Source organism: Agromyces sp. CCNWLW213 (assembly GCF_037199545.1).
Taxonomy (GTDB): domain Bacteria; phylum Actinomycetota; class Actinomycetes; order Actinomycetales; family Microbacteriaceae; genus Agromyces.
This window is the reverse complement of sequence record NZ_JBBBDX010000001.1, coordinates 1-23,474: the sequence shown is the minus strand read 5'-3', so window position 1 is coordinate 23,474 and position 23,474 is coordinate 1. Positions and strand designations below refer to the sequence as shown.

Here is a 23,474-nt window from a genome sequence, read left to right as displayed (position 1 = left end):
CCGATCCTCACCGACGAGCGGACCGCGCGGCCGCGGCGGCGCGCGCGACGCGCGCGAGCACCCGTCGCGTCGCGAGCGCGTGCAGCGGCGTGCGCAGGAGCATCATGCGGTACGCCGCTCCCAGCGGGCCGGGGAAGTCGGCCCTGGTCTCGGCCCGGAGGCGCGTGCCGCCGGGCACGGCGTCGAGCCGGAAGACGAGCTCGTAGTCCGCATACCGGTGCCGGCCGGCGAGCGCCAGCCGCTCGGGCCGCTCGACGGAGACGACATGGAAGCCCGGCACGCTCGACCACGCCTCGAGCGGACGCGGACCGGACGCCGTGGTGTCCTCGCAACCGAGCGCCGACGCGAGCCGGCGTCCGCCGATGCCCTCGACGACCCGCTCGAGCGCGGACCAGGCCAGGTCGGGCTCGATCGGCACTTCGATCGCGTGCTCGTCGATGCGCTCCAGCGGCGGGACGATCCCGCCACGGCGGAGGTGATCGAGCAGGTGGATGGTGAGCGGCAGCCGGCGGAGCTCGCGGAGGTCGACCCATCGCACGTCGTCGGCGTCGTCGCCGGCCCGGAGGCTGCCGCCGACGGGCGCGGCGGCGAAGCCGTGGATCTCGAACACCCGGCCGTCCCCCGTCGCAAGGTGCACGGTCCAGAGCTCCGGACCCACGGCGACGTCGAGGCCGGTCTCCTCCAGCGCCTCCCGGGCGGCCGCGGCGTCGAGCGGCTCATCCGGCTCGACGCGCCCGCCGGGCACGGACCACCGTCCGCGCTGGGGCTCGCGTCCGCGACGGACGAGCAGCACCCGACCGGCGCGGTCGGTGATCGCCGCTCCGGCGGCGAGCACGACGTCCATGCGTTCACCGTACGGCCGATCGGTCCGGGCGTCACCGCGCGAGCACGCCCGTGGGAGCGATCGGCCACGGCAGCAGGCGCACCCGCGCGACGCCGACCACGTCGGCCAGCGGCACGAACGAGCCCTGCCAGCTGCGCGCGTCGTGCGCGCCGGCGCGCTGGTCGCTCAGGACGAAGCACCGGTCCCCCGGCACGGTGAAGGCGCCGCGGAAGCCGCCGGTCCGTCGCGCGTAGGGCTCGAAGAGCGGGTCGCCGTCGACGGTCACCGCGCCGTCGTCGCCGATCTCCACGTGGTCGCCCGGAAGCGCGATCAGGCGTCGGATGCGCCGGTCGCCCGCATCGGCATCGCGGTAGACGAGGATCTCGCCGCGGCGCAGCCTGGTGCGGCGGCGCGCGCGGCCCGCGAGGATCACGTCTCCGGGTTGCAGCGACGGTCGCATGGATTCGGACTGCACGACGACGGCGAATGCGACGAACCGATGCACGATCGCGGCGGCCACGACCACCGCCAGGACCCATGCCGACGCGGCGGCGATCTCGGGCAACGCTGCTCCCTCCCGCGCCGCGACGTCGGCGGCGCACCTGCGACAGGGTAGGGCGACGGCCGAAGGAGGTGCGGCGGCTGTCCACAGGGCGTCGACGGCCGACCCGCAGGATCTTGGCCCCCAACCTCCGCGGGTGGCGCGGGCGGTCGGCGGGATCGCCGCGATCGTCCGCCTCGATCCTCCGTCACCGGGGCCGGGCCGGCGGCCGGGCACACGAGGCCCCGGTCCGGGCTGCGAGGACCGAGAACGGCTTCGTGATCGGCGTCGTGTACGGCACGCGAACGGAGTGGCTGCGGAACCTCCGCGCGGGCGAGCCCGCCTCGTCGGTCCACCGCGGCCGCGCCTACGCGGTCGGCGGGGCGGAGCCCGGCCGCCCGCCGTCCGCCTTGCGCAGCGACTCGTCGGCGTCGATCACCACGTCAGGGGTGCGCGCACTCGAGGCGCGCACCGAACTGGAGGAGGGGGGCCATGGACCGCACCGGAGGCATCGGATGCGTCGGACGAGCGGCCGACGAACATCGATACGTGCACGCCCTGTGGAGCGGCAGGCGGCACCTCGTGCTGTTCGACGACGGACGCACGCGCACCCGCGACATCCTGGACCCCACCGTCAGCATCGACCACGACATGGTGGACGCCGCGCCCGCCGCACGCTTCACCACGCACCTCAGGCCGCTCATCGATGCGGGCTACGGGCTGCCGACGAACGGCGAGGCCGTCCCCGACACCGCGGAAACGGCCTCCGGCCGAGTTGCTCCCGGTCGGGCTGACAGGATTTGAACCTGCGACCCCTTGACCCCCAGTCAAGTGCGCTACCAAGCTGCGCCACAGCCCGATGCCTCTGCGGTTCCCGCGAAGACAACTTGACCATCATAGCGGTATCGAAAGGGGTGCTCGTGCACCCCGGCGAGCACGCCGGCGTCGACCGGAGGTCAGATGTGCTGGCGGACGGCGCCCATGAATCCGGCCGGGTCGTCCGCCCAGATCCGCACGGCCTCCACGGACTGCCGCCCGCCCCTGGGAGGCGACCCCGGCAGTCGCACTTCGGTCGGCCGCTCGAGCTCGATGAGGATGACGGTCTCGTCCTGCATCCGCAGCGACAGCGTGCGAGTGCCGCCGGACTCGGTGACCCGCGGCGTCTTGGGCTCGTCGACGCGACGCTCGCGCGCGACCGACGCGATGTCGTCCCACGTGAGCAGGAGGTCGATCTCGAGCCCCTCGCGCACCCGGATGCCCTCGGGTCCGACCGCGTGCGGCCGCATGAGGTATGCCGCGAGCAGGCCGATCATCCAGGTGAGGCCCCAGATCCCCAGGATCAGGAAGGAGATGCGCACGGCGGGCCACGGGTGCACGATCAGGTCGATGATCGGGATCTCGACGGCCGAGAGCACGATGAAGACCATCAGGATCGTGAACACGGGCTTGTGGTAGCCGAAGCCGGCCTCGTCGCGGCCGAGGGCACGTCGCCCGGTCACGAGGCGCCCGATGCTCGCGTAGATGCGCAGCTCGACCTTCAGGGCGCGGAGCGCGAACGCGCCGAGCCGGTGTGCGACGGATGGCCGGGCCGCCCGCTGGAGGTCGGTGCTCACGAGCGGGGCTCCGCGGCGTGCGCGACCGCGCGCGCGGCGTCCGACGCCTCGACGAGCTCATGGAGCCGCGCGGCGATGGCGTCGACCCCTCGCAGGAGGGCCGCTCGGTCGTCGGGCGCGACCGCCGCGAGGAGCGTCGACGACAGCTCCTCGTGGTCGCGCTGCATCTCGCGCATGAGCTCGTCCGCCGACGGCGTGAGCGTGACCAGGGTCGCCCGGCGGTCGGTCGGGTGCCGTGCGCGGCGCACGTATCCCGCCTCCTCGAGGGCGTCGACGAGACCGGTGACGTTGCGGGCGCTCACCTCGAGCCGGTTGGCGAGCGCCCGCTGGGTCGAGGGCCCGGCATGCGCGAGGTCCCACAGCACCCGGGTGCGCGCGGTGGTCAGCGACGTGCCGGCGAACTCTCGGGCGAGATCGCGCTGGAAGAGCTCGCTGATCTCGAGGAGGCGGTCGAGCACCGTCGTCGGGGGAATCATATGCTGATGATACTTCACGATGTCGTATGTTCACCAGTCCGATGACGGCGCCCGGACCTAGGATGGCGCCGTGGTCACTCGGAAGCCGCCCCGGATCGTGATATGGCTGAACCGGGCGCCCGTCGCCCTGTACCGGGCGCGTCTGGGCGGTCTCCTCGGCGGCCGGTTCCTCATGCTCACCGCGATCGGGCGGACGTCGGGCCTGGCCCGGCGCACCGTCCTCGAGGTCGTGCAGCGCGGCGAGGGATCGCCGCCGACGCTCTGGGTCCTCGCGGCCCGCGGTCGGCGGACCGACTGGTACCGGAACGCCTTGGCGAATCCGCACGTCGACGTCCATTGGCGCTCACGGCGGTTCTCGGCGACCGCGCATCCGCTCGACGAGCCCGAGCGCACGCGACGGCTCGCGGAGTACCGGCGACGCCACCCGCGCACCGCGCGGCTGCTCGGCTCCACCGCGGTCGGCGTGCCGTTCACGGGCCAGGACGACGTGCTGCAGAAGCTGGCGCACGAGTTGCGCATGCTCCGGCTCGAGCCCGACTCCCCCGATGTCGCCGCCCCGCGGTAGCCTCCCGCCATGTCCCGCGCAGGCCAGTCGCCGACCCCCGCATCGCCCCTCCGCATCGTCCCCGCGTCCGAGGCGCCGTTCGCCGACGTCGAGAGCGTGTTCGGCACGCGGGGCGACCCCGCGTCGTGCTGGTGCCAGTGGTACAAGCTCCGCGGCGCGGAGTGGCGCACCGCGACGCCGGCCGAGCTCCGCGACCGCCTCGCGGAGCAGCTCGCCGGGCCCGAGCCGGGTCCCGGGCTCCTCGCATACGACGGCGAGACGCCCGTCGGATGGTGCGCGGTCGAGCCCCGGCCGGCACTCGTCCGCCTCCGGTACAGCCCGGTCGGCGCGGCGACGCCCGACCCGGATTTCGACGACTCGGAGGTCTGGTCCGTGTCGTGCTTCGTCATCCCCCGCCGGTTCCGCCGGCGGGGCGTCGCGACCGCCCTGGCCGCGGCCGCCGCCGCTGCCGCCCGCGACCACGGAGCTCGCATCCTCGAGGCCTACGCGGTCGATCCGGCGGAGCGCACGACGCCGCCGGCGGCCGAGCTGTTCCCCGGCACCGTGTCGATGTTCGAGTCGGCCGGCTTCGTCGAGGTGGCGCGCCCGAAGCCGCACCGCGCCGTGATGCAGTTGCGCCTCGCCGAGTGATCCGGCCGGTCACCCGACCTCGGCGTGCCATTTCGCCGCCGTGTCCAGCAGGTCGTCCACGGCGTCGGGCAGCCCGCCCAGGTGCGTCGCCGCCCGCTCGTCCGCGTCCTCGGCGAGCCGGCGGAGCACCTCGGCGGGCCGACCCGCGTGCGCCTCGTGCGCCGCGGAGCGCCGCAGGTGCTCGGCGAACAGCAGTTCGTCGCGGTGGTCGCCGAGCACGTCGTGGATCGCGTCCCCGGCCTCCGCGAGCGCGGCCGCGGCGTCGCCCAGCAGCTCCACGGGCGGCTGCGTGACCGCCTCGGCGGCGTACCGCAGGCGACGTGCGGCCTTGCGGAGCTCGTGCAGGTCCTCCAGCGCGGGATCCCGGCTCAGACGTCGCGCCCGACCCGCGGCCCGACGCGCCTCCCGGTCCAGCAGCCGCGCGAGCTCGCGGGCGGCGGGGCGGCGGGCGCGCTCGGTCAGGGGCGGCTCGGCGAGCACGCGGTCGAGCTCGGCCAGCCGGGCGGAGGCCCGTGGCATCCGCTGGCGCTCCGCGAACCGCGCGTGCGCCCGATCGTGCGCGACCGTCTCGTCGTCGACCAGGATGCCGCGCACGCGGACGCGATCCTCCACCGTGGCGAAACGGCCGGCCTCATCGGCCCGGGCGAGCGCGTCCTCCGCGACCTGCACGCGCACCTCGAGGTCTCGCACGGTGCCGAGCTCCCGTCCGAGCTCCCGGAGCCGACGCCGCAGCTCGGTCGCGACCGCCCCGTCGAGCAGCGGCCCGTAGGCGGCGAGGATGCTGCGGAGCCGGCGCACGTTGGTGCGCATCTGGTGCAGCGCGTCGGGTTCGTCCACGAGCGCGAGCGGGCGGTACTCCTCGAGCCGGTCGCGCACCGCTCGGAGGGCGACGACCACCAGCGTCCCCGCATCGTCCTCGTCGCCGTGTCCCATCCGAACCATGCTCGGCTTCCGCCGACTCGCCGTCAACCTCGCGCCGGCGTCGGGCCGGTCGGCTCGCGCAGCTCGCAGACGACCACCGGGATCTCGCGACGGGTCCGCTGCTGGTAGCGCCCGTATCCCGCGTACGCCGCGGTGATGCGCGGCCACAGCTCGGCCTTCTCCGCGGGTGTGGCCGTCCTGGCGCGCATCCGCCGGCGGCCCTCCCGGAGGTCGACGACGACATCGGGATGGGCGACGAGGTTGAGGTACCAGGCCGGATGGCGGTCTGCGCCGCCCTTCGACGCCACGAGCACGATGCGGTCCGGCTCCACGATCGGCGCCGAGAGGACGGCCGTGCGGGGCCGTCCGGTCCGGCGGCCGACCGTGTGGAGCTCCACGGTGGCGAGGCGTCCGATGCGCCATCCGAGCCGGCCCCGGGTGGCCCGGATCAGCAGGTGATGGAAACCGGAGAGCGCCGCGAGCATCCGGTCGCCCAGGACGCCGCCGGTGGATCCCATGCCACGAGCCTACCGAGCGGCACGCTCGCGCCGGGCGCTCCGGTCGCGGCAGGATGGAGGCGTGGACGGACTGCCCCGCATCGCGCCCCCGCTGCCGGGACGAGTGGTCGTCGAGCAGCACTGGCGCGACCTCGTCTTCCTGCACTGGCGCGTCGACCCGGCGCGGGCCGAGCCGTTCCTGCCGCGCGGCACCCGGCCGGACGTGATCGACGGGTCGACGTGGGTGGGCCTCATCCCGTTCGTGCTCGCCGACACGCGCTTCCCGCCGCTGCCGCCGCTCCACCGCCTCGGCACCTTCGTCGAGGTGAACGTGCGGCTCTACGCGCGCGACGCGACGGGGCGCCGCGGGGTCGTGTTCCGCACGCTCGAGGCCGGGCGGCTGCTGCCGGTCGTCGCTGCGCGCGTGGGGTTCGGGCTCCCCTACCACTGGGCGCGCGCGAGCGTCAGCCGGCGAGCGGATGCCGCGGGGTTCGAGCTCGACTTCCGGAGCCGTCGGCACGGCGTCCGCGGTCCCGCCACCCGCATCCGCGCCCGCCTCGGCGCGCCCATCGCCGAGGACGAGCCCGACGCCGCCCTCGCGCACTTCCTCACCGACCGCTGGGGCTACCACGAACGGCATCTCGGGCGCACGATGTGGGCGCGGAACTCGCACGCGCCGTGGCCGCTGCACCGCGCCGAACTGCTCGAGCTCGACGACGACCTGCTCGCCGCGAGCGGGTTCCCGGACCTGGCCGCGCGCGTCCCCGACTCGGTGCTCGCGTCGACGGGCGTCCGCACGGCGTTCAGTCGTCCGCGCGCGATCGCGACGCAGACGTGGCGGCTGCCCGCGATCAGGGCCGGCCGACCCGCACCCGCGTGACGTGGGGCGGCGCCGTGCGCGGCCCGCTACCGCTGGCGCTTCTCGCGGACGCGCATGTTCGTCACGATGGGCGTGCCGACGAAGCCGTAGATCTCGCGCAGGCGTCGCTGGATGAACCGGCGGTAGCCGGGGTCGAGGAAGCCCGTCGTGAACAGCACGAAGGTCGGCGGACGCGTGGACGCCTGCGTGCCGAACAGGATGCGGGGCTGCTTGCCGCCGCGCACCGGGTGGGGATGCTCCTGCGTGAGCTCGGTGAGGAACGCGTTGAACTTGCCCGTCGGGATGCGCGTGTCCCACGACTCGAGCGCGGTCTCGAGCGCGGGGACGAGCTTCTCGAGGTGGCGGCCGGTCTTCGCGGAGATGTTCACGCGCGGCGCCCAGGCCACGTGGTGGAGGTCCTGCTCGATCTCGCGCTCGAGGTAGCGGCGGCGATCGTCGTCGAGGAGGTCCCACTTGTTGTACGCGAGCACGAGCGCGCGGCCCGACTCGAGCACGAGGTCGATGATGCGCACGTCCTGCTCGGAGATCGGCTGCGAGACGTCGAGCAGCACGACCGCGACCTCGGCCTTCTCGAGGGCCGCCTGCGTGCGCAGCGACGCGTAGAAGTCGGCGCCCTGCTGCAGGTGCACGCGACGACGGATGCCGGCGGTGTCCACGAATCGCCAGATCTTCCCGCCGAGCTCGATCTGCTCGTCGACCGGGTCGCGCGTGGTGCCGGCGAGCTCGTTGACGACGACGCGCTCCTCGCGCGCGGCCTTGTTCAGCAGGCTGGACTTGCCCACGTTGGGGCGGCCGAGGATCGCGACGCGGCGCGGCCCGCCGAACTCGTCCTTCGCCACTGCGGAGACCTGCGGAAGGACCGTGAAGACCTCCTCGAGCAGGTCGGCCACGCCGCGGCCGTGCAGCGCCGAGACCGGGTACGGCTCGCCGAGGCCGAGGTTCCACAGTGCGGCGGCCTCGGGCTCCTGGCGGGCGTCGTCGACCTTGTTCGCGACGAGGAAGACGGGCTTCTTCGTCTTGCGCAGCAGGCGGACGACGTGCTCGTCGGTCGCGGTCGCCCCGACCGTGGCATCCACCACGAAGAGCACCACGTCGCACAGCTCGATCGCGACCTCGGCCTGCGCGGCCACGGACGCGTCGATGCCCTTCGCGTCGGGCTCCCACCCGCCGGTGTCGACGAGCGTGAACCGGCGGTCGAGCCACTCGCCCTTGTACGACACGCGGTCGCGCGTGACGCCGGGCGTGTCCTCGACGACGGCCTCGCGGCGGCCGAGGATGCGGTTCACGAGCGCGGACTTGCCCACGTTGGGCCGACCGACGATCGCGATGACCGGCAGCGCCGGCAGGTACCGGATGCCCTCCTCGCCCTCCTCCGAGAGCTCGAGCAGGTCGAGGTCCTCCTCGTCGAGGTCGTACTCCTCGAGGCCCGAGCGGAGCGCGGCCGCGCGCTGCTCGGCGAGCTCCTCGTCGACGCCGGCGAGGCGCTCGGCGAGGTCGTCGTCGGGGGCGTCGAACTCGTCGTCGCGATCGGTCATGGCAGCTCCTGGAAGGTATCGGGGTCGCACGCGCGAGCGCACAACCGCTCTATTCAAGCAGGAGTTGCCTGAGCGTCTCGGATGACGCCGATCACCGCCTCGACGGTGGCGTCGAAGTCGAGGTCGGTGGAGTCGACCGTCGTGACCCCCTCGGCGGCGTTCATGAAGTCGACCACCTTCGAGTCCGCGGCGTCGCGGGCCCGCAGCTGCGCACCCGTCGCAGCGGCGGAGTGTCCGACGAGCTCGGCGGACCGGCGCGCCATGCGCACCTCCTCCGAGGCGGTGAGGAGGATGCGGACGGGCGCATCCGGCGCGACGACCGTCGTGATGTCCCGACCCTCGACGACGATGCCGGGACGCTCCTCGGCCGCCATGATCGCGCGGAACACCTCGATGAGGTGGGTGCGGACGTCGGGTACGCGGGCGACGGCGCTCACGATGCCGGTGATGCCCGGCTCCCGGATGGCCTCGGTGACGTCGATGCCGCCGACGTGCACGGCGTAGCCGTGCGGGTCGGTGCCGATGCGGTAGTCGAACGAGTCGAGGCACGCGACGACGGATGCCGCGTCGTCGGTGTCGACGCCCGACGCGCTCGCATGCCAGGCGAGCGCCCGGTACGCCGCGCCGGTGTCGAGGAAGCCCCAGCCGAGCCGGCGCGCCACCTCCTTCGACACGCTGGACTTGCCGCTGCCGGCGGGGCCGTCGATCGCGACGACGACGGGGTACTCGAGTTCGTGGGTCACGTTCTATCCTGCGATCCGCCAGCCGCGTTCGGCCAGCTCGGTGGTGAGTCGGTCGGCCGCCTCGGGGAGCACGGCGATCTCCGCGAGCCCGACCTGACGGCCCGGCGAGTGCTCGAGCCGGAGGTCTTCGAGGTTCACGCCGATCTCGCCGACCTCGGCGAGCAGCTTGGCGAGCTGGCCCGGTCGGTCGTCGACCATGACGACGACCGTCGTGAAGCGCTTGTCGGTGCCGTGCTTGCCGGGGAGGCGCTCGACGCCCGTGTTGCCGCCCGTGAGCTCCTCGGCGACGCGGCGCCGCGCGCCCGGGGCGACGGGGTCGGCGAGCGCCTCGATGAACCGGTCGAGGTCGTCGCGGTAGTCGAGCAGGATGTCGCGCACGGGGGCGGCATTGGCACCGAGGATCTGCACCCACAGGTCGGGGTCGCTCGCCGCGATGCGCGTGACGTCGCGCACGCCCTGCCCCGCGAGCCCCAGCGCGGCGTTGGGCGCCTCGATGAAGCGCCGGGCCATGATCGTGGCGATCACCTGCGGGACGTGCGAGATGAGCGCGACCCCGCGGTCGTGCTCCTCGGGCGTCATCTCGACGAGCGTGGCGCCCAGGTCGAGGATGAGGTCGTCGATGGCGCTCGCGCGCCGGTAGCTGATCTCGTCGTGCGCCGCGACGACCCAGGGTCGGCCGGCGAACAGGTCGGCGCGCGCCGCCAGCGGCCCGCCGCGCTCGCGCCCGGCGAGCGGGTGCGAGCCGATGTATCGGGAGACGTCGGCGTCGGCGGCCTCGAGCTCCGCGAGGATGCCCGCCTTGACGCTCGCGACGTCGGTCACGATCGCGTCGGGGAAGGCGGCGAGCTCCGCCGCGACCACCGCGGCGGTGACATCCGGGGGCACGGCCACCACGATGAGCTGGGGCGCGTCGCCCGGCCGGGCCTCGCGGCCGGCGCCGAGGTCTGCGGCGATCGCGACGTGCGTCGGCGACGCGTCGGCGAGGATCACGTCGATGCCGCGGGCCCGGAGCCCCAGCGCGACGCTCGTGCCGAGCAGGCCGGCGCCGACGACGCGGACCGGCCCGACCAGTCGTGACTCGACCACCTCAGCCGTTCCCCTTCCGCTGCTCGTCCGCGGCCCGCGCGATGGTGAGCAGCTGGCCGAGTTCGACTCTAGTCAACTCGCGCACGGTGCCCGAGCGGAGGGTGCCGAGGTGCAGGGGCCCGAACTGGCGGCGTACGAGTTCGACCACGGGATGCCCCACCGCGTCGAGCATGCGACGCACGATGCGGTTGCGCCCGGAATGCAGCGCGACCTCGACCATGGTGTGCCCCGCGCCCGCCTGGGTCTGCAGGATCTTCGCCTTGTCGGCTCGGATGGGGCCGTCCTCGAGGTCGATGCCGCGCTTCAGCCGCTGCAGCGTCTGGGGCGTCATCCGCCCCTTCACCTTGGCGATGTAGGTCTTCTCGACGCCGAACGACGGATGGGCGAGGACGTGCGCGAGCTCGCCGTCGTTCGTGAGCAGCAGCAGACCGCTCGTGTCGCCGTCGAGCCGCCCGACGTTGAACACCCGCACGTCGAGTGCGTCGGTGAACTGCCGCAGGTCGGGCCGCCCCTGCTCGTCGCGCATCGACGACACGACCCCGCGCGGCTTGTTCAGCATGTAGTAGCGCTTCTCCTGGTCGAGCTGCACGGCGGTGCCGTCGACCGCGACCTTGTCGGCGACCGGGTCGATGCGCGTGCCGAGCTCGGTCACGATGCGACCGTTGACCGCGACGCGACCCTCGACGATGAGCTGCTCGGCGACGCGCCGGCTCGCGACGCCCGCCGCGGCGAGCGCCTTCTGCAGGCGCTCTCCCGAACTCGAACGGGGCACGCCGCCGGGCGCGTCGGCGGCGGGATCAGAGGTGGTCACGTTCGAATCCCTCCTGGCCGCCGTCGAGCAGCGGCGAGATCGGCGGCAGCTCGTCGATCGACGAGACGCCGAGGTTCGTCAGCAGCACGTCGGTCGTGCCGTACAGGATGGCGCCCGTCTCCTCGTCCGTGTCGACCTCGGTGATGAGGCCGCGGCCGAGGAGCGTGCGCACGACCGAGTCGACGTTGACGGCGCGGATGGAGGCGATCGACGACCGCGAGATGGGCTGCTTGTACGCGATCACCGCGAGCGTCTCGAGGGCGGCCTGCGACAGCCGCGTCGAGGTCTGCGCGGCGACGACGTCGGTGATGAGCCGGTCGTACTCGGCGCGCGCGTAGAACCGCCACCCTCCGCCGACCTCCCGCAACTCGAAGGCGCGACGGACGGCGCCGCCGGCCGCCGACTCCCCCGCGTCGGTGCGCGGCTCGCCCGAGGGGCCCTCGCCGTCGTAGTCGGCACGCAGTCGGGCGATCGCCGCCCGGACCTCGGCGAGCGGGCGCTGCACCGCGGCCGCGAGGTGCACGAGCGACTGCGGCTCGTCGGCGATGAAGAGGATCGCCTCGAGCGCACGATCGAGGTCGAGCCGGGGCTGCCCCGGCACGTCGAGCGGTGTCGCGACCGACACCTCGTGTGCGGCTCCCGGCGTCGGCTCCGCCGCCTGCGCGTGTCGAGGAGCCGGCTCCGCCGGCGTCTCGAGACCCATGGCATCCGCGTCAGTCGTCATAGTCGGCTCCCAGGCTCTCGAGTCGGTCGTCGGACCATCCGTCGCCGGCGGCCCATCGCAGCGTCAGCTCGCCGAGCGGCTCGAGCTGCTCGAACCCGATCGCGGCGTTGCGGTACAGCTCGAGCACCGCGAGGAACCGGGCCACGACCACGCCGGGGCGGTCGACGCCGGCGATCAGCTGGCGGAAGGTCACCGGATCGCCCCGCCGCAGCACCGCGACGACGTGCGCCGCCTGCTCGCGGATCGACACGAGCGGCGCATGCAGGTGGTCGAGCCCGACGACGGGGATCTCGCGCGGGGTGAGGGCGAGCACGGCGAGGGCGGCGAAGTCGTCGGGGCCGAGCGTCCACCGCAGCTCCGGCTCGCGCAGGCGGAACCGCTCCTCGAGCCGCACCGTCCGGGCGTGGCGGAGCGACTCCGCCTCGATCCGCCCGCCGAACCACCGCGCCGCCTCCTTGAACGCGCGGTACTGCAGCAGTCGGGCGAACAGCAGGTCGCGCGCCTCGAGCAGGGCCACGTCCTCGGCGTCGACGAGCTCGCCCTGCGGGAGCAGCCCCGCGACCTTCAGGTCGAGCAGCGTCGCCGCGACCACGAGGAACTCACTGGCTCGGTCGAGGTCCTCGTTGGTCTCGATGCCGCGCAGGTACGCGATGAACTCGTCGGTGACCGCCGAGAGCGAGACCTCGGTGATGTCGAGCTCGTGCTTGGCGATGAGCGAGAGGAGCAGGTCGAACGGACCCTCGAAGTTGGACAGGGCGACGCGGAACCCGGCATCGGGCGCGGCGTCCGCACCGGCGTCGGAGCCGGCCGGCACCGCGGCATCCGTCATCGCGGCGCCCGCCGCGCCGCCGTTCGCCGCCGCCGACCTCGGCTCAGGCGACCGCGCCACGGTCGACCAGCTCCCGGGCGAGCTGACGGTACGCGCGCGACGCCGGGTGCTCGGGCGCGAACTCGGTGATCGGCGTGGCCGCGACGGTGGCGTCGGGGAACTTCACGGTGCGCGTGATCACGGTCTCGAGGACCTGGTCGCCGAACGCCTCGACCACGCGCTCGAGCACCTCGCGCGAGTGGAGCGTCCGCGCGTCGTACATCGTGGCGAGGATGCCGTCGAGCGTGATGGCCGGGTTGAGCCGATCGCGCACCTTGTCGATCGTCTCGATCAGCAGCGCCACGCCGCGCAGCGCGAAGAACTCGCACTCGAGCGGGATGACCACGCCGTGGGCCGCGGTCAGCGCGTTGACCGTGAGCAGGCCGAGCGACGGCTGGCAGTCGATCAGGATCACGTCGTAGTCGGCCGACACCTTGCGCAGCACGCTCGCGAGGATCTGCTCGCGGGCCACCTCGGTGACGAGGTGGACCTCGGCGGCGGAGAGGTCGATGTTCGCCGGGATCACGTCGAGTCCCTCGACCCCGGTGGACTGGATCGCGTCGCGCGGCTCGACGTTGCGCGACAGCAGCAGGTCGTAGATCGTGGGCGCGTCGTGCGTCTGGACGCCGAGCCCGGCCGAGAGCGCGCCCTGCGGGTCGAAGTCGACCGCGAGCACGCGACGCCCGTAGTCGGCGAGCGCGGCGCCGAGGTTGATCGTCGTCGTGGTCTTGCCGACGCCGCCCTTCTGATTGCAGAGCGCGATGATCCGGGCGGGGCCGTGGGACGCGAGTCGCGGCGGCTCGGCGAACTCGCGGAGGGGCCGACCGGTGGGACCGAGATCCGACTCCAGCGTGGCGGTGCCGTCCGCCGGGTCGTAGGTCTCGTGGGTCACGGTGCGGTTCTCTCTCCCGTTGTCGGCTGCGATGCTGGGTCGATTCTAACGAGCCCGGGGGTGCGCGGCCGTGTACATCTCCCGGAGTGTATCGGCCGTGACAAGCGTGTAGATCTGCGTGGTGGCCACCGAGGCGTGTCCGAGCAGCTCCTGCACCACGCGCACGTCGGCTCCTCCGGCGAGCAGGTGGGTCGCGAACGAGTGCCGCAGGGTGTGCGGCGAGACGGATGCCGCGACGCCCGCGCGCTCCGCGGCATCCTGCAGCACCTGCCACACCGCCTGCCGCGACATGCGTCGCCCGCGCACGCCGAGGAAGAGCGCCGGGGTCGCCGTGCCGCGCGCCGAGAGCACGGGCCTGGAGCGCACGAGGTAGGCGTCGATCGCCCGCCGCGCGTAGCTGCCGACGGGCACGATGCGCTGCGTGCCGCCCTTGCCGAGCAATCGGACGACCTCGTCGTCGACGAGGTCGTCGACGTTGAGGGCCGTCGCCTCGGACACGCGCGCACCGGTGGCGTAGAGCAGTTCGAGCAGTGCGACGTCGCGGAGTGCGATCACGTCGTCGCCGACGCCCGCGGCCTCGATGATCGCGGCGACCTGCTCGACGGGGATCGCCTTGGGCAGTCTCGTGGGCAGCTTGGGCGGCCGGAGGTCGCGTGCCGGGTCGGTCGGGGTGCGGCCCTCCTCGGCGAGGAACCGGTGCAGGCCGCGCACCGCGGAGAGCACCCGGGCGATCGACGAGACCGCGAGGCGCGGTTCGCGCTCGGCGCCGAGGTGCCGGAGGAACGCGCTGAGGTCGGCCTCCGTCGCCTGCTCGGGTCGCGCGATGCCGGCGGCGTCGAGCCAGGACGCGTAGATCGCGAGGTCGCGCCGGTACGAGGTGAGCGTGTTGCGAGCGACGCCGCGTTCCACGGTGAGGTGCCGCAGGTAGTCGTCGACCGCACGCGACTCCACTACGCCTCCGGGCGGTTCGCCGGGTGCGCCGGCCAGGGGGCGTCGGCCGGCGACAGGGTCCGCCAGTCGCGGGCGCGCGAGGCCGCCGCGGCGAGCACGCCGATCGCGAGCGAGGGGTTGCCGAGGCGACGGGTGAGCACGGCCTCGACGCAGTCGTCGAGCGGCACCCATCGCAGCTCCATGTCGGCCTCCTCGTGCTCCCGATCGAACGGCGCGCCGGTCGCGCTGACGCCGCGCGCGAGGAAGATGCGGATCGCCTCGCTGCTGCCGCCCGGGGTGGTGAAGTAGTCGGCGAGCACCGCCCAGTCGGATGCCGCGAGGTCGGCCTCCTCGGCCAGCTCGCGCTGCGCGGCCGCGAGCGCGGGCTCGTGCTGCACGTCGAGCAGGCCGGCCGGGATCTCCCAGTCGCGCGTGCGCACGGGATGCCGGTACTGCTTGATGAGCAGCACGCGGTCGTCGTCGAGCACGAGGACGGCGACCGCTCCGGGGTGGTCGACGTACTCGCGCTCGATGCGCGCGGCAGCCTCGCCGTAGGCGAAGGCGTCGCGGCGCACGTCCCAGATCCGCCCGTCGAACACGGTCTCGCGGTCGAGCAGCGGGAGGTCGACGAACTCGTCGGCCGGGAGCGGCTCAGGCATTCTCGACGTCGAAGAGGAGGCTGGCCTGCTGGCGCTCGAGCGCGGCGGCCACGAGCCCCCGGAAGAGCGGGTGGGCGTCGTTCGGGCGGCTGCGCAGCTCGGGGTGGGCCTGCGTCGCCACGTAGAACGGGTGCGCCTCGCGCGGAAGCTCCACGAACTCGACGAGGTGGCGGTCGGGCGACATGCCCGAGAAGACCAGGCCCGCCTCGGCGATGCGGTCGCGATACGCGTTGTTCACCTCGTACCGGTGGCGGTGCCGCTCGGAGACGTCGGTCGAGCCGTAGAGTCCGGCGACGATCGAGCCCTCCTCGAGCCGCGCCGGGTAGAGGCCGAGCCGCATGGTGCCGCCGAGGTCGCCGCCCGCGATGATCTCGACCTGCTCCTCCATCGTCGCGATGACCGGGAACTCGGTGTCGGGGTCGAACTCGCTCGAGGAGGCGCCGGGGAGGCCGGCGACGTTGCGGGAGTACTCGATCACCATGCACTGCAGGCCGAGGCAGAGCCCGAGGGTGGGGATGCCGTTCTCACGCGCGAAGCGCAGCGCGCCGAGCTTGCCCTCGATGCCGCGCACTCCGAACCCGCCGGGCACGAGGATGCCGTCGAGGTGCGCGAGCCGTTCCTTCGCGCCCTCGGGCGTGCGGCACTCGTCGGACGGGATCCACTCGATCCGGACCTTGGTCTCGTTCGCGAAGCCGCCGGCGCGCAGCGCCTCGGTCACCGAGAGGTAGGCGTCGGGCAGGTCGATGTACTTGCCGACCAGGCCGATCGTGACCTCGTGCTTGGGGTCGTGCACGACCTCGAGCAGGTCGCGCCATCCCGACCAGTCGACGTCGCCGGCCTTGTCGCCGAGGCCGAGCGCATCGATGAGGTACGCATCGAGGCCCTGGTCGTGGAGCATCGTCGGGATGTCGTAGATGCTCGGCACGTCGACCGCGTTCACGACGGCGGCCTCATCGACGTCGCACATGAGGGCGATCTTGCGCTTGTTCGCGTCGGTCACCGGACGGTCGCTGCGCAGGACGAGCGCGTCGGGCTGGATGCCGATCGAGCGCAGCGCCGCGACGGAGTGCTGCGTCGGCTTCGTCTTCTGCTCGCCGGAGGCGCCCATGAACGGCACGAGCGAGACGTGCACGAAGAACACGTTCTTGCGGCCGAGCTCGTGGCGCACCTGCCGGGCCGACTCGATGAACGGCTGGGACTCGATGTCGCCCACGGTGCCGCCGATCTCGGTGATGATCACGTCGGGCTTGGGGGTCTCGGTCGCCTGGAGGCGCATGCGGCGCTTGATCTCGTCGGTGATGTGCGGGATGACCTGCACGGTGTCGCCGAGGTACTCGCCGCGCCGCTCCTTGGCGATGACGGTGGAGTAGATCTGGCCGGTCGTGACGTTGGCGGCCTGGGAGAGGTCGATGTCGAGGAAGCGCTCGTAGTGCCCGATGTCGAGGTCGGTCTCGGCGCCGTCGTCGGTGACGAAGACCTCGCCGTGCTGGAACGGGTTCATGGTGCCCGGATCGACGTTGAGGTAGGGGTCGAGCTTCTGCATCACCACCCGCAGGCCCCGGGCCGTGAGCAGGTTGCCCAGGCTGGCCGCCGTGAGTCCCTTGCCCAACGAGGAAACGACACCACCGGTCACGAAGATGTGCTTGGTCGTGTCGTTCGAAATGTCTGCGCCGCGATCTTCCACCACGGGCTTGCAGTCTATCCGACTCCCGGCTGGGAATGCCCCGACATGCGGGTCGCATGTCGGCCGGTCCCGATGGCCCGGGCGTGTCGTCCGGCCGTCACGGCGACGACGGATGCCGCGGCACCCCCGCCGCGACGACGTTCACGCGGCCGCGGCGTCGGCGATCTCGAGCAGCTCGCGCGCGTGTGCGAGCCCGCTCTCGGAGTCGGCGAGACCCGAGAGCAGGCGCGCCATCTCCGCTTCGCGGTCGGCGCCCCGGAGCTGCCGCACGCTCGATGCGGTGACGCGACCGTCGGTGCCCTTGACGACGCTGAGGTGGTTGGTGGCGAATGCCGCGACCTGGGCGAGGTGGGTGACCACGATCACCTGGGCGCGCTCGGAGAGGCGCGCGAGCCGTCTCCCGATCTCGATGGCCGCCGCGCCGCCCACGCCCGCGTCGACCTCGTCGAACACGAACGTCGGGACCGGATCGGCGCCCGCGATCACGACCTCGATCGCGAGCATCACGCGCGACAGCTCGCCGCCCGAAGCGCCCTTGGAGACGGGACGCGGTTCGGCGCCGGGGTGCGGACGCAGCAGGATCGCGACCTGGTCCTGCCCGTTCGGCCCCGGCTCGGCCGCGCGCTCGACCGTCACCGTGAGCTCGGCGTCGGGCATCGCGAGCGCCGCCAGCTCGGCGGTCACGGCGCCCGCGAGGCGTCCGGCCGCGGCGTCGCGCAGCCCGCTCACGCGTTCGGCGAGCTCGGCGACCTCCGCGGCCCGGCGCTCCACGGTCTGCTCGAGCTCGGCGATGCGGTCGTCGTCGCCGTCGAGCTCGACGAGCCGGAGCCCGCCGTCGTGCCGGAACGCGAGCACCTCGTCGAGGGACCCGTGACGGCGGGTGAGGCTCGCGAGGACGGCCCGGCGTTCCTGCACGGTCTCGAGCTCGACCGCGCCGTCGGCGTCGAGGCCGGCCAGGTAGCCGGACAGCTCGGCGGCCGCGTCGGCGAGCGCGAACCCGGCGCCCGCGACCGCCTCGGCGATCGGGGCGAGGGCGGGGTCGTGGGCGACCACCCGGTCGACGTGGCGCCGTGCCGCCTCGACGAGGGTGACCGCGTCGGGGGTGTCGTCGGCGGGCGCCTCGGCCGAGATCAGCTCGTGCGCCTGCGCGGCGGCGATCCTCAGGTCTTCCAGGTTGGTGAGACGGTCGGCACGTTCGGCGAGCGCGGCGTCCTCGCCGGGCTGGGGATCGGCCGCCTCGATCTCCTCGAGCGCGGCTCGCAGCTCCTCCGCCTCGCGGGCACGGGAGTCGTGCTCCTGGCGGAGCCGGGCCAGTTCGTCGGCCTCGGTGCGCCAGGCCCGGAAGGCGGTGCGGTACTCGTCGAGAGCACCGGCGAGTGCGGCACCGGCGAACCGGTCCAGCGCCTCGCGCTGCGCGGTCGTCGAGCGGAGGCGCTGCTGGTCGGCCTGGCCGTGGACGACCACGAGGTGGTCGGCGAGCTCGGCGAGCACGCCGACGGGCGCGCTCCGCCCGCCCACGATGGCGCGGCTGCGACCCTCGGCGGAGACCGAGCGTCCGAGGAGCAGCTCTCCTCCGTCGAGCTCGCCGCCCGCATCGGCCACGCGCTCGGCGACGGCGTCGGCGTCGCGCTCGCCCAGCAGCCAACGCCCCTCGACCCACGCCTGCTTCGCGCCCGCTCGCACCGTCGCGGCATCGGCTCGAGCGCCGAGGAGCAGGCCGAGCGCGGTCACGACCATGGTCTTCCCTGCGCCGGTCTCACCCGTGACGGCCGTGAAGCCCGGCCCGAGCGGCAGCGTCGCCTCGGCGATCACGCCGAGGTCGCGGATCCCGAGTTCTTCAATCACCGGCGGCGGGCCCCCTCCACCCCGTCACGGGGAGCTGGAACTTGTTGACGAGCCGGTCGGTGAACGGTGCCTGGTGCAGGCGGGCGAGTCGCACGGGGACCGACGAACGGCGCACGATCACGCGCGCGCCGGGCGGCAGCTCGAACATGCGTCGGCCGTCGCACCAGATCACGGCGGTCGCCTCGGTGCGCTCGAGCACCTCGACCGCGAGCGACGACTCGGGACCGACCACGAGGGGTCGGGCGAAGAGCGCGTGCGCGCTGAGCGGGACGAGCAGCAGCGCCTCGACGGCCGGCCACACCACGGGCCCGCCCGCGGAGAACGAGTACGCGGTCGAGCCAGTGGGGGTCGACATGACCACGCCGTCGCATCCGAACGAGGACAGCGGACGCCGGTCGACCTCGATGACGACCTCGAGCATGCGCTCGCGCTCGGCCTTCTCGACCGTCGCCTCGTTCAGCGCCCAGCTCTCGTACACCACCTCATCGCCGACCTTGGCGCGGACGGACAGCGTCATGCGCTCCTCGACGGTGTAGTCGCGGGCCAGCGCCCGGCCGACGGTGTAGCCCAGGTCGTCGCGCTCGCTCTCGGCGAGGAAGCCGACGTGGCCGAGGTTCACGCCCAGGAGCGGCACCGGGTGCTCGCGGGTGAGCTCGGCCGCTCGCAGGATGGTGCCGTCGCCGCCGAGGACGATGACGAGCTCGAGGTGCTTCGGCGAGACCTCTTCGAGGCGCCGGACGACGCCCTCGAGATCGGGAAGCTGGCGGAGCACGTCGTGCCACTGCTCGGCGGCGATGACCGGGACCGCGCCGGCGGCGACCAGCTGGCCGCACACGTCGGCGGTCGCCTCGAGGGCGGCCTGCCGGCCCGTGTGCGACACCACGAGGAAATATCGTGCATCGCTCACGCCGTGACGCCTCCCGTCGCTTCTCTGACCCGACCCGACCATTCTGACGGATCGGCGCCGCGCGACGGGCTGAGCAGCACGAGCACCTCGCGATTGCCGTGCGTCCCGGCGATTGGGGAGGAGAGCACGCCCGCGGTGCGCAGGCCCAGGTCGTGGGCCGACCAGAGCACGTTCATGACCGCGTCGCCACGTGCGGCGGGGTCGCGCACCACCCCCTCGCGCGTGTTGCTCCGACCCACCTCGAACTGGGGCTTCACGAGCAGCACGAACTCGGCGGACGGGTCGGCGGTCTCGCGGAGCGCCGGGAGGACGGTCGTGAGCGAGATGAACGACAGGTCGGCGACGACGAGCGCGGGCCGCCGGTCGACGCCCGTGAGCCGGGCGAGCGCCGCGGCGTCGAGGTGCCGCACGTTGCACCCCTCGACGAGCACGAGTCCGGCCGCGCCGGCCAGCTGCGGGGCGAGCTGGCCGTGGCCGACGTCGACGGCGAGCACCGTCGCCGCACCCCGTTCGAGCAGGACCTGGCTGAACCCGCCGGTCGAAGCGCCCGCATCGAGCACGACCCGTCCCGCGGGATCGACGGCGAACGCGTCGAGCGCGGCGATCAGCTTGTGCGCCGCCCTGCTGACGTAGTGATCGGATTCCACGACCTCGAGCACGGCGTCGCCGCCGACCCGGTGCGCGGCCTTGGTGACGGGTCGCCCGTCGACGGTCACGAGTCCGTCGGCGATGAGCGCGGCCGCGTGCGTGCGGGAGCGCGCGAGGCCGCGCGCCGCCAACGCGGCGTCGAGCCGCTCGGCGCTCGCCGTCATCCCGACACGCGAGCCGGATCGGACCGCTCGAGCTCGGCGCGCAGGCGCTCGGCGAGCGCGTCGTAGCCGGTCGCACGCTCGTCGAGCGGCGCCGCCTCGATGTGGACGAGGGCGTCGGCCGCGGACTCGGCCGACCCCGCGCCGGGCGCGTCGATCTCGTCGGGGTCCCGATCTGCAGTGCTCACGACTCCACGGTACCCGTCCTCGCCGACACGCAGCCGGCCGACACGGGCCGGACTCCGGCTCGGCCGCACCGCGGCCGCCTCAGCGATACAGCTGCTCCGGCACGTGCAGCGCGTGGATCGCCGTGCCGCACTCCCAGATCGCGAGGCAGGCGGCTCGCAGGAGGTCGAGCGGATCGTCGCCGTCGCGTTCGATCTCGACGGTGCGGCCCTGCACGCGCACCGAGGCGCGGCCGACCCGGACGGAACCCCTCCGCCGCTCGATCTCGGGGTAGGGCTCGTGCAGCTCGCGCAGGTCGCCGAGGATGAAGTCCGGCCGGCTCGCGGCATCCGCGGCGAGCACCTGCTTGGCCCGGTCGATGCCCGTGAGCACGACGGCCGAGGCGATGCCCGCGCGATTGGCCCCGCGGATGTCGGTGTCGAGCCGGTCGCCGATCATCAACGGGTTCGTCGCGCCGAATCGGTCGCGCGCGACGTCGAAGATGGGCGTCTCGGGCTTGCCCGCCACCTCGGGGAACCGGCCCGCGGCCGTGTGCACCGCCGAGACGAGCGTGCCGTTCCCCGGTGCGACGCCCCGCTCGACGGGTATCGTCCAGTCCATGTTCGTCGCGATCCAGGGGATGCCGCCCGGCTCGCCCGGTCCTCCGTGCGCGTTGAGCGCGAAGGTCGCCTCGGCGAGCTGGCGCCATCCGACGTCGGGGTGGAATCCCTGCATGACCGCGTCGGGCCCGTCGTCGGCGGACCGCGTCACGCGGTACCCGCCGCGTTCGAGCTCGGCGACGATGCCGTCGCCGCCCACGACCAGCACGAGCGAACCGGGGGGCACGGATGATGCCAGCAGGCGCATCGCGGCCTGCGGCGAAGTGACCACGGCATCCGCAGTGGCGCGCAGGCCGAGCGACGCCAGGTGCGTCGCGACCTGCACGTCGGTGCGGGACGCGTTGTTCGTGATGTAGCCGACCGGGAGCGACTCCGCCACCCGATTCAGGCTCTCGACCGCGTACGGGATCGCGTGCGGCCCGGCGTAGACGACGCCGTCGAGGTCCGCGAACACCGCGTCGACGCCGTCGAGCGGAGCGGCGGCCTCGCGTCTCCGCCCGAAGACCGGGCTCATGCGCGCTCGGACTCCGCGTCGTCGTCCTCGGGACCGTTCGGTGCCTGGTCCGCGGTCTCGGCGAGGATCGCCGCGACGTCCGGCTCGATCGCATCCGCGGGGTCCGCCAGCTGGGCAGGCTCCTCGCGGGTCTCGTCCGCGGGCGCGTCGACCGCGGGGACGGTCACCGAGGGCTCGCCGGACTCCTCGCCCTCGAGGTCGAACACCTCGACCAGGTCGAGCCCCTCGCCTGCCAGCGCAGCCTCGGCCCGTCGCGCCCGATCCCGCCATGCCGCCGACTCGTCGGAACGACCGAGCTCCTCGAGCACCTCGGCGTACGCCGAGAAGAGCGCCGGGCTGTACGAGAACGCGCGGTCCTTGTCGAGCTGCGGGATCTCGAGCTCGGCCAATGCGAGCTCGGGTTGCCCGAGATCGAGCCGGGCTCCCGACATCGCGATCGCAAGGGCGACCTGCACGGATGCCGGCAGCGTCGAGCGGTCCACGGACCGACCGAGCTCCAGGGCGCGGTCCGGGCGGCCGACGCCGCGCTCGCTGTCCACCATGAGCGGCAGCTGCTCGTCGCTTCCGGAGATGCGGCGGTAGGTGCGGAACTCTCGCAGCGCGAGAGCGAAGTCCCCCGTCGCGTACGCCGTGATCGCGAGCGTCTCGCGAACGATCCCGATCCGGCCGGCCCGGCGGGATGCGGAGAGCGCGTGCCGGTGCGCGAGCGCCGGATCGTCCTCGAGCGCCTCGGCCGCCGCGACGAGGTGGCGGGCCACCCAGTCGGCGTTCTCCTTGGTCAGGGTCTTGAGCTCGGCGCGAGCACCCCGGTCGAGATCCTTCGCCTGGATCCGGTCGGGCACCTCGGGGTCGTCGTGCCTCGGACGCACCTGCAGCTCGGCGGCGCCGAAGCGGCCGGGCCGCTCGCCCGAGTCCTCGCGCGGGCGTCGCTCGCCCGGGCGGCCGGACGTGCGGCGGGCGTCGTCGCGCTCGGGGCGGCCGTAGGGCCTCCGGTCACCGTCCCGTGCGGGACGCGAGCCATACGGCTTCCGCTCACCATCACGGGCAGGACGCGAGCCATACGGCTTCCGCTCACCATCACGGGCAGGACCTGACCCGTACGGCTTCCGGTCACCCTCACGCTCAGGACGCGAGCCATACGGCTTCCGGTCACCGTCCCGTGCGGGACGCGAGCCATACGGCTTCCGCTCACCATCACGGGCAGGACCTGACCCGTACGGCTTCCGGTCACCGTCCCGTGCGGGACGCGCACCGTACGGCTTCCGCTCACCATCACGCTCAGGACGCGCACCGTACGGCTTCCGCTCACCATCACGCTCAGGACGCGCACCGTACGGCTTCCGGTCACCGTCCCGTGCGGGGCGCGAGCCATACGGCTTCCGCTCCCCGCCACGCGATTGGTCGCGACGCGGGCGGCCGGCATCGCCGCCGCGCTCGTCCTCGCGTCCGGATCCACGATCGGTTCCGCGTGGTCGTCTCTCCTGGCCGGGTCGTTCCTCACCCGGGCCGTGCTGCGTCGAATCGCTCACGAGTCTTCCTGTCGTGTCGGGAGCCGTCGTGGACTCAACCGTACTGCCGAGCCCGCGCTCGGCGCCTTAAACGAAGAACGGCCACCCGCCAGCGCTCGCAATTGAACGCTGGGGGTGGCCGCTCCTCAATGAATGTCCGGCGGTGTCCTACTCTCCCACAGGGTCGCCCCTGCAGTACCATCGGCGCTGCGAGTCTTAGCTTCCGGG

At 73.5% G+C, this 23,474-nt stretch carries 26 protein-coding genes, 1 tRNA gene and 1 rRNA gene; 4 read left to right on the top strand and 24 right to left on the bottom strand.

The features are described from left to right. Window positions 1-7 precede the first annotated feature (7 nt). Window positions 8-844, bottom strand: a complete 837-nt coding sequence (locus tag WBQ80_RS00135; RefSeq protein ID WP_336573473.1) for an NUDIX domain-containing protein — start codon at window positions 842-844, stop codon at window positions 8-10. Between the two features lie 31 nt (window positions 845-875). After that, the gene (gene lepB / locus WBQ80_RS00130; RefSeq protein ID WP_337282428.1) at window positions 876-1,388 is read right to left on the bottom strand and encodes a signal peptidase I; all 513 of its coding nucleotides are present in this window, start codon (window positions 1,386-1,388) and stop codon (window positions 876-878) included. A 525-nt stretch (window positions 1,389-1,913) separates the two neighbouring features. On the opposite strand from lepB, the gene WBQ80_RS00125 reads away from it, so the two are divergent. After that, window positions 1,914-2,168, top strand: a complete 255-nt coding sequence (locus WBQ80_RS00125) for a hypothetical protein (protein WP_336573319.1) — start codon at window positions 1,914-1,916, stop codon at window positions 2,166-2,168. Here WBQ80_RS00125 and WBQ80_RS00120 read toward each other — a convergent pair. The 3 genes from WBQ80_RS00120 to WBQ80_RS00110 all read right to left on the bottom strand — a co-directional run bounded on the left by WBQ80_RS00120 (window position 2,150) and on the right by WBQ80_RS00110 (window position 3,453). Then, window positions 2,150-2,223: transfer RNA gene (locus WBQ80_RS00120), tRNA-Pro, on the bottom strand. The two genes, WBQ80_RS00125 and WBQ80_RS00120, sit on opposite strands and share 19 nt — an antisense overlap. A gap of 97 nt (window positions 2,224-2,320) precedes the next feature. Then, the gene (locus tag WBQ80_RS00115; RefSeq protein ID WP_336573320.1) at window positions 2,321-2,977 is read right to left on the bottom strand and encodes a hypothetical protein; all 657 of its coding nucleotides are present in this window, start codon (window positions 2,975-2,977) and stop codon (window positions 2,321-2,323) included. Continuing rightward, window positions 2,974-3,453, bottom strand: coding sequence for a MarR family winged helix-turn-helix transcriptional regulator (locus WBQ80_RS00110; protein ID WP_336573321.1), 480 nt, complete (start codon window positions 3,451-3,453; stop codon window positions 2,974-2,976). The genes WBQ80_RS00115 and WBQ80_RS00110 overlap by 4 nt, the downstream gene beginning before the upstream one ends. A 70-nt stretch (window positions 3,454-3,523) precedes the next feature. Between WBQ80_RS00110 and WBQ80_RS00105 the strand changes: the two genes are divergently transcribed. After that, window positions 3,524-4,018: a nitroreductase family deazaflavin-dependent oxidoreductase gene (locus WBQ80_RS00105; protein ID WP_336573322.1), complete on the top strand. Its 495-nt coding sequence runs from the start codon at window positions 3,524-3,526 to the stop codon at window positions 4,016-4,018. A 9-nt stretch (window positions 4,019-4,027) separates the two neighbouring features. Further along, complete coding sequence (locus tag WBQ80_RS00100; RefSeq protein WP_336573323.1) at window positions 4,028-4,648, top strand: GNAT family N-acetyltransferase; 621 nt, start codon at window positions 4,028-4,030, stop codon at window positions 4,646-4,648. Window positions 4,649-4,657: 9 nt separating this feature from the next. On the opposite strand, the gene WBQ80_RS00095 is transcribed toward WBQ80_RS00100, so the two are convergent. Continuing rightward, on the bottom strand, window positions 4,658-5,581 hold the full coding sequence (locus WBQ80_RS00095) for a CHAD domain-containing protein (RefSeq protein WP_336573324.1): 924 nt from the start codon (window positions 5,579-5,581) through the stop codon (window positions 4,658-4,660). A 32-nt stretch (window positions 5,582-5,613) separates the two neighbouring features. After that, window positions 5,614-6,087 (bottom strand): nitroreductase/quinone reductase family protein, encoded by a 474-nt coding sequence (locus WBQ80_RS00090; RefSeq protein ID WP_336573325.1) that lies wholly within the window; start codon window positions 6,085-6,087, stop codon window positions 5,614-5,616. Window positions 6,088-6,148: 61 nt separating this feature from the next. On the opposite strand from WBQ80_RS00090, the gene WBQ80_RS00085 reads away from it, so the two are divergent. Next, window positions 6,149-6,946, top strand: coding sequence for a YqjF family protein (locus WBQ80_RS00085; protein WP_336573326.1), 798 nt, complete (start codon window positions 6,149-6,151; stop codon window positions 6,944-6,946). 26 nt (window positions 6,947-6,972) lie between these two features. Here WBQ80_RS00085 and der read toward each other — a convergent pair whose 3' ends face one another. From der to rrf, 17 genes are all read right to left on the bottom strand, one after another. Then, complete coding sequence (gene der, locus WBQ80_RS00080) at window positions 6,973-8,481, bottom strand: ribosome biogenesis GTPase Der (protein ID WP_336573327.1); 1,509 nt, start codon at window positions 8,479-8,481, stop codon at window positions 6,973-6,975. A 53-nt stretch (window positions 8,482-8,534) separates the two neighbouring features. Then, on the bottom strand, window positions 8,535-9,224 hold the full coding sequence (gene cmk, locus WBQ80_RS00075; RefSeq protein WP_336573328.1) for a (d)CMP kinase: 690 nt from the start codon (window positions 9,222-9,224) through the stop codon (window positions 8,535-8,537). Window positions 9,225-9,227: 3 nt separating this feature from the next. After that, window positions 9,228-10,310, bottom strand: coding sequence for a prephenate dehydrogenase (locus WBQ80_RS00070; RefSeq protein ID WP_336573329.1), 1,083 nt, complete (start codon window positions 10,308-10,310; stop codon window positions 9,228-9,230). A 1-nt stretch (window position 10,311) separates the two neighbouring features. Then, window positions 10,312-11,121 (bottom strand): pseudouridine synthase, encoded by an 810-nt coding sequence (locus tag WBQ80_RS00065; RefSeq protein ID WP_442892727.1) that lies wholly within the window; start codon window positions 11,119-11,121, stop codon window positions 10,312-10,314. Further along, on the bottom strand, window positions 11,108-11,845 hold the full coding sequence (scpB, locus tag WBQ80_RS00060; protein WP_336573330.1) for an SMC-Scp complex subunit ScpB: 738 nt from the start codon (window positions 11,843-11,845) through the stop codon (window positions 11,108-11,110). Before scpB ends, WBQ80_RS00065 begins: the two co-directional genes overlap by 14 nt. Further along, the gene (locus WBQ80_RS00055; RefSeq protein ID WP_336573341.1) at window positions 11,835-12,674 is read right to left on the bottom strand and encodes a segregation and condensation protein A; all 840 of its coding nucleotides are present in this window, start codon (window positions 12,672-12,674) and stop codon (window positions 11,835-11,837) included. Before WBQ80_RS00055 ends, scpB begins: the two co-directional genes overlap by 11 nt. A gap of 43 nt (window positions 12,675-12,717) precedes the next feature. Further along, the gene (locus WBQ80_RS00050) at window positions 12,718-13,605 is read right to left on the bottom strand and encodes a ParA family protein (RefSeq protein ID WP_336573331.1); all 888 of its coding nucleotides are present in this window, start codon (window positions 13,603-13,605) and stop codon (window positions 12,718-12,720) included. A gap of 45 nt (window positions 13,606-13,650) precedes the next feature. Then, window positions 13,651-14,556, bottom strand: a complete 906-nt coding sequence (gene xerD, locus WBQ80_RS00045) for a site-specific tyrosine recombinase XerD (RefSeq protein ID WP_336573332.1) — start codon at window positions 14,554-14,556, stop codon at window positions 13,651-13,653. Continuing rightward, complete coding sequence (locus tag WBQ80_RS00040; RefSeq protein ID WP_336573333.1) at window positions 14,556-15,194, bottom strand: NUDIX hydrolase; 639 nt, start codon at window positions 15,192-15,194, stop codon at window positions 14,556-14,558. The genes xerD and WBQ80_RS00040 overlap by 1 nt, the downstream gene beginning before the upstream one ends. Continuing rightward, a complete protein-coding gene (locus WBQ80_RS00035; RefSeq protein ID WP_336573334.1) occupies window positions 15,187-16,881 on the bottom strand; it encodes a CTP synthase in 1,695 nt (564 codons plus the stop codon). Before WBQ80_RS00035 ends, WBQ80_RS00040 begins: the two co-directional genes overlap by 8 nt. 138 nt (window positions 16,882-17,019) lie before the next feature. Further along, entirely contained in the window at window positions 17,020-18,723 is a 1,704-nt protein-coding gene (gene recN, locus WBQ80_RS00030; RefSeq protein ID WP_336573335.1) for a DNA repair protein RecN, read from the bottom strand. Next, window positions 18,716-19,630, bottom strand: coding sequence for an NAD kinase (locus WBQ80_RS00025; protein WP_336573336.1), 915 nt, complete (start codon window positions 19,628-19,630; stop codon window positions 18,716-18,718). Before WBQ80_RS00025 ends, recN begins: the two co-directional genes overlap by 8 nt. After that, window positions 19,627-20,442 (bottom strand): TlyA family RNA methyltransferase, encoded by an 816-nt coding sequence (locus tag WBQ80_RS00020; RefSeq protein WP_336573337.1) that lies wholly within the window; start codon window positions 20,440-20,442, stop codon window positions 19,627-19,629. The genes WBQ80_RS00025 and WBQ80_RS00020 overlap by 4 nt, the downstream gene beginning before the upstream one ends. Beyond that, window positions 20,439-20,627 (bottom strand): hypothetical protein, encoded by a 189-nt coding sequence (locus WBQ80_RS00015; protein WP_336573338.1) that lies wholly within the window; start codon window positions 20,625-20,627, stop codon window positions 20,439-20,441. Before WBQ80_RS00015 ends, WBQ80_RS00020 begins: the two co-directional genes overlap by 4 nt. A 79-nt stretch (window positions 20,628-20,706) precedes the next feature. Then, window positions 20,707-21,738: an HAD-IIA family hydrolase gene (locus WBQ80_RS00010; protein WP_336573339.1), complete on the bottom strand. Its 1,032-nt coding sequence runs from the start codon at window positions 21,736-21,738 to the stop codon at window positions 20,707-20,709. Beyond that, window positions 21,735-22,607, bottom strand: coding sequence for a hypothetical protein (locus WBQ80_RS00005; protein ID WP_337282427.1), 873 nt, complete (start codon window positions 22,605-22,607; stop codon window positions 21,735-21,737). The genes WBQ80_RS00010 and WBQ80_RS00005 overlap by 4 nt, the downstream gene beginning before the upstream one ends. A gap of 794 nt (window positions 22,608-23,401) precedes the next feature. After that, window positions 23,402-23,474: ribosomal RNA gene (gene rrf, locus WBQ80_RS17000) — 5S ribosomal RNA — on the bottom strand; the annotation flags it as partial.